The sequence below is a fragment of the Exiguobacterium sp. AB2 genome, assembly GCF_000696055.1.
Lineage (GTDB): Bacteria > Bacillota > Bacilli > Exiguobacteriales > Exiguobacteriaceae > Exiguobacterium > Exiguobacterium alkaliphilum.
On the sequence record NZ_JNAA01000031.1, the window covers coordinates 1 to 13,697 of the forward strand.

7 protein-coding genes and 1 pseudogene are annotated in these 13,697 nt (G+C 52.8%); 2 read left to right on the forward strand and 6 right to left on the reverse strand.

All coding sequences use genetic code 11. The annotated features are described in order from the left end of the window. Both DI14_RS04450 and DI14_RS04455 read right to left on the reverse strand, forming a co-directional pair. Window positions 1–448 (reverse strand): annotated as a pseudogene (locus tag DI14_RS04450) (bifunctional metallophosphatase/5'-nucleotidase); the annotation flags it as partial. Window positions 449–684: 236 nt separating this feature from the next. After that, on the reverse strand, window positions 685–2,811 hold the full coding sequence (locus DI14_RS04455) for a heparinase II/III family protein (protein WP_051622564.1): 2,127 nt from the start codon (window positions 2,809–2,811) through the stop codon (window positions 685–687). Window positions 2,812–2,994: 183 nt separating this feature from the next. On the opposite strand from DI14_RS04455, the gene DI14_RS14980 reads away from it, so the two are divergent. Next, window positions 2,995–4,866 (forward strand): hypothetical protein, encoded by a 1,872-nt coding sequence (locus DI14_RS14980; RefSeq protein WP_051622566.1) that lies wholly within the window; start codon window positions 2,995–2,997, stop codon window positions 4,864–4,866. Between the two features lie 170 nt (window positions 4,867–5,036). Further along, entirely contained in the window at window positions 5,037–5,312 is a 276-nt protein-coding gene (locus DI14_RS04465; RefSeq protein WP_034805764.1) for a hypothetical protein, read from the forward strand. Window positions 5,313–5,389: 77 nt separating this feature from the next. Here the strand turns inward: DI14_RS04465 and DI14_RS04470 are convergent, their stop codons facing one another. From DI14_RS04470 to DI14_RS04485, 4 genes are all read right to left on the reverse strand, one after another. Further along, complete coding sequence (locus DI14_RS04470; RefSeq protein ID WP_034805766.1) at window positions 5,390–7,987, reverse strand: hypothetical protein; 2,598 nt, start codon at window positions 7,985–7,987, stop codon at window positions 5,390–5,392. Window positions 7,988–8,185: 198 nt separating this feature from the next. Continuing rightward, on the reverse strand, window positions 8,186–10,984 hold the full coding sequence (locus DI14_RS04475) for a hypothetical protein (RefSeq protein ID WP_034805767.1): 2,799 nt from the start codon (window positions 10,982–10,984) through the stop codon (window positions 8,186–8,188). Window positions 10,985–11,626: 642 nt separating this feature from the next. Continuing rightward, window positions 11,627–13,042, reverse strand: coding sequence for an Ig-like domain-containing protein (locus tag DI14_RS04480; RefSeq protein WP_034805769.1), 1,416 nt, complete (start codon window positions 13,040–13,042; stop codon window positions 11,627–11,629). 158 nt (window positions 13,043–13,200) lie between these two features. Next, complete coding sequence (locus DI14_RS04485; RefSeq protein WP_034805772.1) at window positions 13,201–13,575, reverse strand: nuclear transport factor 2 family protein; 375 nt, start codon at window positions 13,573–13,575, stop codon at window positions 13,201–13,203. Window positions 13,576–13,697 lie beyond the last annotated feature (122 nt).

Here is a 13,697-nt window from a genome sequence, read left to right on the forward strand (position 1 = left end):
TCTTGTCTGTCGACAAGTTCGTCCACTTCACCGGCTGACGGAGGACGCGGTCGACGAACTGGACTTGGAGCGTGTTGAGTTGACCCGTCAACTTTTCGCCGTGCTTGAACGTCAACTCACCCTTCGGTGCGATGATCGCTTTCGGATAGTTGATGACGCGCACTTTCTTCTCGAAGTGCTGGTTCTTCCACTTAATGTAGCCTTTGACCGTTTGATATGTACCGAGCTTGTCCATGTCTACCGTCGATTTGTACCAGTAGATCTTGTTGCCTTGGTATGTCTTGTCGAGCGCTGCGTCGAGATCCCCGTTCTCGACGAAAGCCGCCTTCAACTTCACCGTTTGTTTTGCCGGGGCTGCCTCTGTCACGACCGCAGGGGCGATCACCGATGCCGTGAGCGTCGCCGCGAGCATCCCTTGATAAAACTTGCGTGTTTTCGAATTCAACATGCAATTATTCCTCCTTTAATATGTATGTGTCGACCGAAACGAAGTCATACCCGCGATTTCACTTTTCAGCCAGATGTCTGACATCAAGCCAATGGAAGCGATTACAAAATCCGTACAGACTTCATCATTAAAGATACGCAATCTCATAAAATAACACAATTACTTTTCTGTAAATATTTCGTTATTTCTTTTGGATTTTGAAAAAGGAGGACGCCAAATGGCATCCTCCCTACACGTTACTCTTCGACGATCTCAATCTCTTCTTCCGGTACGTCGAGCTCACCTTTCGGCATCTCGACCGTTCGCGAACGCCCGTCCGAGAGCGAGTACGACACGACGTACGCCGAGTCCGTCTCGGTCACGTGTGAGAACGTCACGCGCGTGCCCGATTTCGACATATGGAACAACGTGACGAACGACGTGCCGATTCCGGTCTTCGTCGAGACGACTTGGTGGCGCGGCGTCCATTCGAAGTCGCGATAGGCGACGAAGCTCGGCTCGATCCGTGTGACGCCAGCCGAAGTGATCGGCAGTTGGATCATTTGGAGCGTCCGCCCTTCCTTGTCGCGGAACATCGTTTCGCCGTCTTTCTCCTCGATTGGTTCTAAGCCGACGCCGAGGTGGAACCGCTGCGTGAACGAGGCGCGCGAGTCCGAGCGGACCGTGTCGGCGACGAGCACCGTGCCGGCTTGGTCGTGGGCGATGCTACGCGTATGGTGGATACCCTGCCCCATCAGTTCGCTGAAGCCCGTCGCCCGCTGCAACCCGTCCGTCTCCTCGACCGACAAGATGCCGCTCTTCCCGAGCGTGCTCGCATGGAGCGTCAGCTGGCGCGTGCCCGTGTTGATCGTGTTGTGGGCGTTGACATGGACGGCCTGATTCCGTTCCGGCAAGTTCGTATAGCCGAAGCGGCCCGTCTCGACGATAAAGTCGCGCCCGTAGCCGTACAAGTCGATGCTCAAATCGTCCTGATGCTTGTGGGCCGTGTTATGGAAACCGGCCGTCATCATAAGCGAGACCGCGTCCGCGAACGGTTTCGTCTCTCCCCAATGCTCGCGCAGGACGGCGTATTGCGTGTGGAGCTGCTTCGTTCGCTCGACTGGGCGGACACCTTCCTTCCCACCCGTCACCGCGAACAAGAGGTGCGGATAGTCGCGCATCGTCGAGATCATCGACGCCGTGCGAGGTTCGCCTGTCGTGTCCCCGAAGAGCGGCAACGTCCGGTTCGGCTTGATGAGCGGGACGAGCGTCTCAGGCATCTGTTCGACCGCTTCGAGTCGTGGCGACGTCGTGAAGCCGTTCGCCTCGATCCAGCGGTTAAACCGGTACAGCATCTCATACGTGTACACTTGATACCCCGGCGAGTGCTCGAGATGGACGTTGTCCGGGCTGAGCGAATGGTCGAGCTGCTCGGTCAGACGCGCGGCCGCGAGCTCGCGCCACTCGCCAGAACGCTCGAGTTCCGGGAACGTCTCGGCGATGTCGGTGAGCGCCATGTCTTGGAAGATGCCGTGGTTGTGGCGCGGGCGATAGAACGACGGCGTCGACAAGACGTCGCCGTGCCCTTCGACGGCACGGAGCACGAGCGCGCTGAACGCGGCGTCATTGTTCAGACGCGAGCGCTTGTATTGGTTCCAGAAGTTGATCAAGTGGAACGTGCGGATAGCCGTCCCTTGTTGATGATAGGCGTTCGGGTAGCGCTTGTACTGCGTGGTCGGGTACTGTTTGACCCATCCTTCGACGAGCTGCTTCCCGTACGCCAAGTATTTGACGTCTTTCGTGTAGTGGTACGCCATCGTCACTTGGTTCAATACCATCCAGTACTGCGCTTGGAACATGAACGACGTTGAGTCGCCGACTTTGATGTCGCGTTCCCAGTCGAACGTGGCGATGTCCGGCACGGCTTGACGCCCTGGCGCGGCCCCGAGCCGCCAACTGCCGTTTAGTGCCGAGTCGGCTTGAGACACGGCTTGCGCCTCCGTCAAGAAGCCGTAATAGTACGGCACTTCGCGCTTGACCGAGCGGGCCGTGTAGTTATGGAGCAGGCGGTCATATTGGCTGTCGGCCACGACCGCTTTCGTGAGCATCGTCGTCTTGAGCGGGATGTCCCGTTTCAAGCCGTACGTGCGGCGCCCGTCGACCTCGACTTGATAGTAACTCCCCGAGACGCCGACGACGTCATAGCGCTGGTTCGGCGTGAGGGTGGCGATCGGTCGCATCGACTTGTCCGGCATGAGCCGATAGACGACCGTGTCTTTCCCGACTTCTGTGAAAAATGGGCGTGTGCTCGCTTCTGCGCCGACCGACGTCGCCGTCAAGACGAGCGCCGTCGTTAAGAGCGTCCCTTTCATAAATGAATTCATCCAATACCCCTTTTATCTTTTTTTACCATCATACCATGATAAAGAGGAAACTTTTTCAAAATGAAGGGAAGCGTTTTTTTAGTTTCCTTTTCCAAATAATCGGTTTCCATCATCTTACAAAAAATCCGGATTTCACGTTATCGCGTTGCTATACTGAAAGAAACGAAAAAAGGAGCCCAGTTCATGAAACGATTCATCCTATTCACCTTGATTTTCGCCCTCGTCATCGGGACGTTCCCGCCGGCCGCCTCGGCGAAGACGCCATACGTGACCGTGAAGCAGGTCGCACTCAAACAGTCCGCCTCCACGAAGGCGAAGACGCTCGTCACCATCCCGAAAGGCAAGACCGTCACGCACCTGTCTGACAAAGGCAGCTGGTCGAACGTCCAGTACGGGAAACAGAAAGGCTTCGTCGCCAAACGGGATATCCAGAAGCAGACCGCCGCACCGAAACCGGTGACAGGCGTCGTCCCGGCACCCGCCTTCGGAACGTTCAGCTACTTCACGTATAAAGGCGGCGACATCGTCAGTATGCTCGGCAAGACGTACAAAATCGACGCACCGTTGTTGCCGTTCTTCAAAAAGCACGCCCATGTGTTCAAGACCGTGTTCGGGATCCCCGTCACGGACGGGAATGTGATCACCGGGTTCAAGGCGTTCTATCCGAACCAGTTCTATCCGGGTTCATTCACGCTTGACATCGACAAGGCCGCCTCCGAGCGAATCGAGACGTTCGTCATCAGCGTGAGCTCTCATCAGCATCCAACCATCGTCATCAACGCGGCCAGTCCCGTTACGCAAGTCACGACCGCTGGTACGAACTCGTATTCGCTTGAGACGGCAGACCTCCGGCTCAACGGGACGTTCCGCCAAGTCGCCATCACCGGAACGTCGCGCCTTTCAGGAAAAGCGACGATTGAACGGGTCGTCTTACGGATGGGCGACTTTTATCCATCGCTTAGTTCTTATACCGCTCAGTTAAACGTGAACGGGACGATCAACCACCTCGAGTCGACGTTCGCCGACGCCCAAGTGACGCTCGGCCGTTCGACCGTCGTCAAACACGTCACCGGAGTCTCACCGAATCAAATTTTAGACGGGGCCCACGGATTAATCAAAGGAACGAAACCATCGGCCGTTCCGGTTCGAGGCCGATGGATGAACCCGACCGAGCAACAAATGAGCGCCTGGCTCATGCGCCTCACGGACCAGGAAGTCGACGTCGATACCGTCGCGTCATGGTTGCGCACGCTCAAATTGACGGGCGTCGAAGCGGACCGGTTGCCGTCATACAAGGTCGCCTTGACAAAGAACGCCCGCGCCTATGACACCCGCGTCTCACTAGCAACCGCAGCGGACTGGCAGCGCCTCATCGATGACGTGAACCGGGCGCTCCGTCCCGGACCGTTAGACCGGCCGTATGTCATGACGACGCAGCGAAGCCATCTCGAGGATTTGCTCCTCCGTCACGACCGTTCGCTCGTTTTCTACGATACGTCGAAGCGAGACGACTACCAGCGCGAGCTCATCGGATTGATTGACCCTTCCGGCCAACTGATTGACGTCGCCTTCAAGCGGACGTTTGGGAATCAGGTCGTGCGCCATCACGGGGCCTATACGAATGGTGATTTCGCGACAGAACAAGCGTCGTACCAGGAATCCGGGACGTACCGCCATGTGTCGTTGGTCGGTTCGAGCCGCCACCACTATACGTTCGACGTGACGGTGAACGGGCGCGAGTCCCGCGTGACGCACGTCAACGGGAAAGCGCTGTCCACTTACAAGAAGACCCCGCCGCGCGTCGAAGTGAAACGCGCCGGTGAGTTCTTGCTCATCCGTTCGTCAGACAGTCTCTGGATGGACAGCGTCCAACAAGCCGTCGCCCCGAACGCAACGTATTTCGATCCGCGCATGATCGCGACGTATCGCGTACCAGAAGCCGGGGCGTGGAACGGGTCACCGTACTATGTCCTCTACACCTCGTCGTATGTACCCGGGCGCAAGCTCGTCCTGCAAGCGTACGGCTATGATGACGCCGTCATCACTATCCCGTGAACAGAAAGCCAGTTTCACTTTACTTATATACATGAATGAATCTGGAATTCAAAGAAGTTTGAAAGTAAAAAAATTCAAATTAATGACCTAAATAATTAAAAAACAATGCGACAAGTGTTGGGGATAATTGTATACTGAAGTGGAAGAAACTGATAGAAAGAGGTGGCGTTATGACGATGTATCTTCCTTGTTCTGAGCGATTCACATACAAACGAAACTTGCAACGACTCGCCGAGATTGATTTGCATCAGTCTGCCGCTTGCGAATTCTCGTTCACCCTCCACGTCAGCAAGCAAGCCCGGTTGGCCGAACCCTTCCAACAGCTCGATTCCTTTGATTCGGCGTCGCTCTGGAAGTGGTTCCCGAACATGAAAGAAAAGTACGACTCACAGCGCGACTGCCTCAAGGCGGCGACGTCTTGTCTGTCCGTGATCGTCATCGACTAACATCCACGAGGTTGCCACGCGCACCTCGTTTTTCTATGCGAAAACGCCTGCCCGAAATCATTCGGACAGGCGTTTTTTTAGCGGACCGTCACATACACGGTCTGCGTACGCCCTTTCGGCGTCGTCAGTTTGATTGTCAGGCGCGTGCCTGACTTTTGGGCCGCGATCGCGACCGGTGTCGACTTCGACGTCACCGTCTTCGTCGCGAGGAGCGTCGTCCCGCGATGGATCGTGACCGTGCCGTAGTCGACGTTCGAGTTGACCGTGACCGTACGGGTCGTGCTCGTCGGAGCGGCCACCGTCACGACCGGCGTGAGACCGGCCTTCACGTTCACCGTCTGCACGAAGCGATAGACGCCGCGCGTGCTGACGAGCGTGATTTTCGCATTGAGCGGTTGCGGTGACAAGCTCATGACGACACGTCCCGTCGACGAGCTCTTGCCGCTCGCGATTTGACGCGTCCCGTTTTGGAGCGTGACGTTACTGTTCGGGAGCACCATGCCGACCCACGTCGTCTGCTCGTCGTGGAGGCGGATGTTGCTGAACGTCACTTGAGGGAGCGCGAGGCGCGTATCGAGCTTCTGCCCGTTCCGCACCAAGCGGACGAGGACGATATCGCCCGGTCGCGCCGGGATTGTGAACCGCGTCGTCGAGACCGGTGTCGCCGTTGTCAGCTTGCCGTTGATGAAGAATTGAAGCTCGGCGCGCGTGTCACGACGGACGTTGACGACCGTGTGCGTCGCCGTCATCGCGACGTCCGTCACTTCTAAAATCGTCGGTCCGATCGCAGCGACTTGATGCTCGATCGTCTTCGTCCGATCACCGGCGCGCATGACGACGCGGACGACGTCCCCAGGTTGAAGCGGCGTCTCGAGATGGAGCAGGCTTCCGCCGGTCCCGAGCAACTTGTCATTGACGTAGTAACCTGTCGTCACGAGGCGCGTCGTCGTTGTGACACCGATTGACAGATCGCCTGCCGTCGGTGTCTTCCGCAACGTGAACTCCGGCTCGGCCCGTTCAAAAATCGTCAGCACTTTCTCGCTGCTGACGGGCCCTCCGAACGGACGATAGTAGAACTGAACGCCTTTCGTGAGCGGGTCGACCGAGTCCGTCACTCGGAAAATCCCAGACGCATCCGCTTGGACCGTCTCGTAGTAGCTATGGTAACGCTCTTTCACGAACAGGCTGATCTTTCCGTGCGGGACCGTCTTGAAGGCGACACCCGTCTCTGCATTATCGCCGACGACCGTGATGTTCATGTCGAGCGGGATCCCGTCCGTGACGGTGAACCGTTTTTGATAGGCGACGGTCGTACTGTCGCTCGACGAGATGACGAGGGGTGTGCCTTTCACCAATCGGTCCGTTTGGATATGGAACCGTCCGCCGGCATCGGCGCGGCCCGTGTACGTGACCGGCTGACCACCCGAGACAGCTTCAATCGTGATGTAGGCGCGCGGTGTCGCTTCGCCGATCACCTCGCCGTCCATCCCATATTGTTGGACGGTGACGGTGCCTTCACGCTTCGTATGGAACGTGCCCGAGAACTTGACCCCTTTATACATCATGTTGTAAGACACTGACGTCGCATAGTTCGTCCGAAGCGGCGAAGAAATACCGGAATCGGTGTAGGTCGGCGTCAGGCGGTCGAGCGGGATCATCCCTTCGGTGCCGTCGATCCGCGTCTCTTTCAGGAAGATCGGATACGATCGGTTGACGTATAACGTCGTATCCCCTGGCTCGTTCGCTTGTCGGTCGACGAACAGCTCAAGTTTCTGCGGGAGCTGAAGATAGTCGGATAGCTTCATCCGTTCCCCGTCACTGAAGACGATTCGTTCAGGGAACACGTTCATCGATACGGCGACCGGATGCGTCTTGATGTCCGCTGTCGCGACGTCGTACACCGAGTACGCGCCGTCTTGGTACCAATGGATCGCGCCGTTCGTCATCGCATAGTTCGTGTCCGACTCGTTCCGTGTCGTCAACGTCACGCTGCCAGTCGCTTCATTATAAATATAGTGGGCCCGGTTATGGGCGTGCACCGTATAGATCGTGATGTTTTGGAAAGACAACGGCTTTTTGACAAGGATGTCTTGTTTCGGGAGCGTGCGGGTGAAGCGCGTCTCCCCCGTCTCGGCAGAAACGTGTTCGATTTGTTCCAATTGATCCGCTGCCGCAAGGATCGTCTTCCCGTCCGCCGTCAGCGACACGTTCGACGTGCCGAGATTTTTCTCCCAGATGACGTCGCGGGCAAGCGTCGTCGCGACGGTCTTCCCGTCGTTTTGATACCAGAAGAGACGGCCGTTGCCGATGTCGGCCCCGATGAGGCGGTCATATTCCGGGAACGAGCTGATCTGGACCTTCCCATCTAAACCGACGACATAGAGCGTCGACGAGCAGTCGGTGCAGCGCTCGGTGAAGACGAGGTAGTCGCCTCCCGGGCTGACGAACTGGTCGACCTGGGTGAAGCGGTTGAACGTGACGGCTTCGGTGAGCGGGATTCGCTCACCCGTCGTCGTGTGATACAGCGCCTTTCCGTCATTTAAAAGAACGTAAGGACTGTTGGAGATGCGTTGATGGGGCGGGAGCGGCTCACTGCTCGTCGCAGCGTTCGCACTCGGCAAGGCGAGCCCGCCGACCATCAAGAAAAGTACCAAGAAAAAGATAATTCGATTCACGTATAGTTTCCTCTTTTCTTAAAATTATGGGAAATGATATTTTTATTACAAAAAAGTATAATTCGTTTTTCAGAAAAGGGGAATCATTTTTTATGCAAGGTATAGAAAAAAAACCGGACAGTGCCGAGGCACTACCGGTTTACAAGATGGCTCCGTCCGAAGACTTTGCTCTATTTAACCCTAAGGGAGGGTCAACAATTATTTTACAAGCTTCACTGTCATCGAAACCGGTGCAGCAAGGAGCTCACCGTTTTCAGTTGTGATAACTCGTGGAAGAACCACTGTCAACTGACCAGCTTTAGTGTCATCAGTCAATGAGTAAGCAGATCCTGTAACTGTAACGTTTGAAAGGTTAGTTACAACAGCGTTTGGAATTGCAACATCTACACCTGTAACCAATTGCATGAGGTTAGTCTTCTTGAAGTCAATTGCTTTACCAAACTGATCTTCAACTCCAACTACCGAGTTCAAGAGGTATTTATCATTCACAGAATCATATTTACCAAATACCAACTCATTGAGCGTAACTGTAGTTCCGTCAATGTTTGACAAGTCGATAGTACGAGTAGCTGTGTTGACAGATGCCTTCTTCGCTACAGAGTCAGTGTTAGTGTAGTCTACTGAGACTGTATCAACAAGTACTCCACCCACGCGTGCTTGTACAGTTGCTTTACCAGCTCCAGCAAATTTCACTGCAGCATCTGGGTTGAATGACAATGTATTTGAAGCTAATGTCAAGTAATCTGAGTGTGAAGCCGTAGCGTAAGAAACCGAAAGTACTGCTCCCGTTTCTTCACCAAGGCGATTTCCAAATTTATCAAGTTTGATAACTTGGAATTCTACACGGTCGTCATTGATTTCGTTGTCAGCATCGACATCTGCATCAAGAGCTTTGTTAGTTGAGGAAACCACAAGATCATATCCAGCGACTACAGAATCAAATGCAGAGCGTTTTACTGCGATAGACTTAGTGAATACAACTTTGTTTGAAGCATCTTTGAACGTTGCAGAGATAGTGGCGTTACCTTCACGATCACCTTCAGAGACAACGATTTTTCCATCTGCATTAAATTCAGCAGATGCAACGCGCGAGTTGCTTGATGCCAATTCAATTGTACCGACTAGAGTAGAACCTACACGCACTTCCCCATCAACGTTAACAACAGGTGCTGTGTATTCTGCTTTGTATTGATCTAAGAAGTCAACGTCAACTAGTACTGGAGAGTCAGGAGATACAACTGTACCTGAATCGAAGTTGATTGAAGACTCTGAAAGCGTTGCGTTAGCAATTGCAGAATCTGCAACTACTTGGAACTCTACGATTGTCTCGAAGTCTCCTTTTTTAATCTGAACGCGAGCTGTACCAGTTGAGATTTGGTTGATATCAAAGTTTCCACTAGCATCAACTACTGTCGCCACAGTAGGAGTCAAGTTCGTGATAGTAGCTCCTGTAGCTGATACTTCAGTGAGGTTACCTGATGCATCTTTTACGAAGAGGTTAAGGAATCCTGCATCCGAACGCTTAACTGACGATACAAGGTTTCCAGCACGCTTGGCAGTTTGGTATGCAGATACACCAGTTGCTCCGTTAGAATCAATGTGGAAGCCATCCAATGTCACCAATGCATTAGCATCAGCTACTGTTACACGAGTTGCGCCCGTCGTCGAAACAACATTTCCACGAGCATCTAAAACTTTAACTTCCAAGAAGAACGTGTTTTGCGAAGGAGTTGATGAATAAGTAACTCGTCCAGTAGTTGAGTTAAATACAGCGCTAACAGCAGTTGAAGAAAGCTCTAACTCATAACCACGATCTTCAAGAGCCTCTTCAGTCAACAACAAACCATTCTCATCTTTGAGCACTACTGAGTCAAGAACTGTTTGTCCACTCAAGAAAGCAGTCTTTGTAAGTGATACTGAAGTTGGTTTTGCTACTTTGTAGTCAAAAGATTTAACGATTTCTACAGTAGCTTCGCCAAATGCAGTCTCGAACTTGTTAGCAGTCAATTTGTACGTTTCCCCATCGATGAGGTTTTCGTTAGTTGTAAGAAGTACTTTTGTTTTATCAGTTGCATCGATTTCAGCTTTAGTAACGAAACGACCGTTATCAAGTTTGAAGTCATTTGCATCAACAGCTACAAGGTTCTTGTTGAATTTAACTTCTAATTGGTTCGACTTAACAGCTTTTACAGAAAGATCTGTCGCTGCCACAGTGAACTCCATAACGTCAGTTTCAACTTCACCAGAAACAACCTTGTAAGAATGTGTTCCTGCAGGAAGCGAGATTGATGTAGCAGTGAATTTACCATCTTTGATTGAAGCAGTAGCTTTAATCGGAGTAGCCGATTGATCTTTACCTGGGAAGATCAACAACTCAGCTTTAGTATCTTCTTTTGCTTTAGCGATTTCGCCAGTAACTACAAGTTTGTCATCAGCGTTCACTTCAGACTTAACTGCCGAAAACTCAACCGCGCCAGCCACTACTGTGTAAGTAAGCAACTTCGTGATGCGGTTACCGTTGTGGTTGTAAGAGATGAGGACTTTTTGCTCGCCTTCATCTTTCGTGTTGTAGTTCGAGCTCATTGTGTAGCGCTCAGGAGCTTGTGTGTAGATTTTTCCATCGCGGTACATAACGCGGATCGATGGCTTCTCGAGTTCAGAACCAGCTTCGACTTCGCCGAGGTCTTGGTCAAGAACGTAGAGTGGGTAGTTACGAGCGTAAAGTTTCTTGATGTACGTCTTGCCATCAGAACCTTTACCAGTAACTGTTTGCCACTTGTTGATTGCTGTCACGAGGTGCTTGCCCCATGTGATTTGTACGCCAGCTGGTGTGTTAAGAGCGAGTGCCTCTTTGAACTTGCCGCCGAGTACGACTTCTGCTTTGAGCTCAACTGCTTTTGCTGTTGAAGCTTCTGCTGCCATTACCGGAGTAAGAGCTGCTGCCGTTACAGCGAGTGCTGCTGACGCTTTGACTAACTTGAATGATTTCTTTGCCATCTTGTGTAAATCCTCCCTTTGGTATGTTGCGATTTTGCGCTACCAGCTTGCAAGCTTCGCTCCCCCCACTAAACGATTCCATATGTATACGCCATTCGACCGAACGACTTATCCAACCTGATCCTTTAGGTCTTGAGCTTCACCGAAACTAGTAGGTATTTTTCAAGATGTGACTCTTGAACAATTTACCAAGTATGAACTTGGAAAACCTTACATCCATAATATACATAACGCTTCCAAACAGCACAAGCGTTTTTTTTCGCAAAAATGGGAATGATTTTGAATTTCGGAGCTTTCGAGATTATTTAATTACTATTTCCCCTTTTTTATAAATGTCGAAAACGGTCGAAAAATGCTGTTTTTAAGCCATTTCAGCTGAATTCACTTTATTATTTACTTTTAAAGGATATTTAATTCCTTTTAATGGATTAAAGTATAATTTCCATGTTTAAAATTTGTTTCGCATAAAAACAGCCAATTTATCATCCTTAATTTTACATTGACCAAACTTTTAAAAATGAATCAAATCGCCTAGTTTGAATTTCGGGGAATGTCTTTTGGCCCTCTATCGTCATGTCCACATACAAAAAAAGCCGTCGGCACGGGGCCGACAGCTCATCGTCTTGCGACTTTCTTCTATTATTAATACCCAGCGTACTGAAGCGAGTGGATGAAGGCACGCTTCTCGCCACCGAGGAGCGCCCATTCGACTTCGTAGTCATAGCCCTCGATTGTGACGACGATCCGGTTCTCCGGACGGACGTGTTGCTTGATGAAGGCGATCATCTTCGCGTCCGGTTGGAACAAGTACGACTCTTCAATCGCCCCGTCGTCATACTCGTAGTAATCAACGTCATACGGGTCGATCGTGTGGACGAACGACGCCGAACCGACACGGATGCGGAGCTTCTCGAACTCGAGCGGCTCCCCGTCTTCCGCGATGTAGTTGACGAGGAAGCCCATGTTGGCTTTCGTCGGACGGTCGAAGAAGAGCGGCGCGAACGTCTCGTTGTAACGGACCGATCCGTCTGCAGCGAACACTTCCTTATGGAGCGTCATGCGGAAGCCGTCCATGTTCACGCGGTGGAAGTTGTTGAAGAGCGCGTGTTGTACCGTGAGCGTCTCCGCGGCGCTGCGGTTGCCGGCGCCGTCACGGACGACGAGCGACATCTTCTTGCCGAGCGGTTGTTTCGGAATTGGCAAGACGAACTTCCCTGTCGACATGACCGGGGCCGTGTATGCTTTCCCGTCAATCGTCACGATGACCGTCGCGAGCGGCTCAGCCGTTCCGGCAATCCCGTTCGATACTGTCGTGACGGCTTGCGTGAGGCGGGCCTTGCTCGGTGCGACCGTGTCCGCGACGACCGTCGACTTGACGAGCTCGCTGATCGCGCCGTTCGGTTTCTTCGCTTGTGCCGTGAGCACCGTGCCCACTTTTTGGAGCGCGATGACGCGACGGTAGTTCCCGTTCGCATCGAACGAGCTGTTGAACGTGCTGCCGCCGACCGTGACCGTGACGGCGAGGCCTGGCGTCCCTTTCACTTCGATGGCACGGGCCGAGTTATCGACTTTCCCGATGACCGGGGCTTTCGGGCGGGCCGTTTCATCTTCTGCGACGACGACCGTCGTCGTCTCGCTCACGTTTCCGCTCGCATCGACCAAGCGGACGTCGATAACGCGCCCGACCGGTTGCGGTGACATCGTGAAAATCGCTTCGCCGTTCGTGCGGATGACGCGCTCATACGTCTTCCCAGCGACGAGGATTTCCGCTCTCGCGCCGACTTCCCCTTTAATCGTGAGTGACGTCGAGGTGTGGAGCACGGCCGAGACGATTGGAGCGTCCGGTGCCGTCACGTCAGCTTCGACTTCCGGTGTCGTGTCGACCGGCGTCTCCGTCGATTCAGGCGTTTCTGTCGTGTCGACCGTTTCTGTCGTTTCCGTCTGTTCGACAGGCTCGACTGTCTCGGTGTTCCCTTCGGCCGCGACGAATGACGGGCTGAAGCCGCCGACGACGAGTGTCCCGGCGAGGAAGAGAGATAAGTACTTCGGTTGTTTCATGTGAATGTATTCCTCCTAAAATAATGTAGCAATAGACAATAAGTTTATTATATTGGATTATTTTAAAAATAGGTACATAAATTTCTAAATTATGTGTATGTTTTTCATCTATGGGAGACATAAAAAAAGACATCCCCTGAATCGGAGATGCCAAAGGCTCAAACTTCATGAATCATCGTCGCCTGACCGCCTTGCCAGAGCCACGTGTCGCCTTCTTTGACGTACAGGTGGAGCGCCCAGAAGCGCCCCTCGTATGCGTTCGTGCCAAGGATGAACCGCTCCTCGAGCAACAGTTGCACGATGGCGAGGTCGCCTTTCACCGTCTCGTCGAACGTGACCGTCTCTTGGGCGATCCACTGGACCGAGGCCGGATCGACGAACTGGTCCAAAAACGTCTCTTTATCGAACTGACGGCCGCTCGAATCGACATAGCGGAACGAATCGTGCATGATGCCGCGCATCGCCTCAAGGTCCCCGCCCGTCTGGAACGTGGCCCGGTCGTCAGAAAGTTGTTTCATATTTAATGTTTCCATAGATGTACCTTCCTTTCAGCGTTCATCATACCATACAATCCGCCCTGCTTCATCCGGGCTTGTCACACCTAGTTTTTACCAAACATGAATGAGGAATCATTTTTCGGTCTATACCCGTCTCT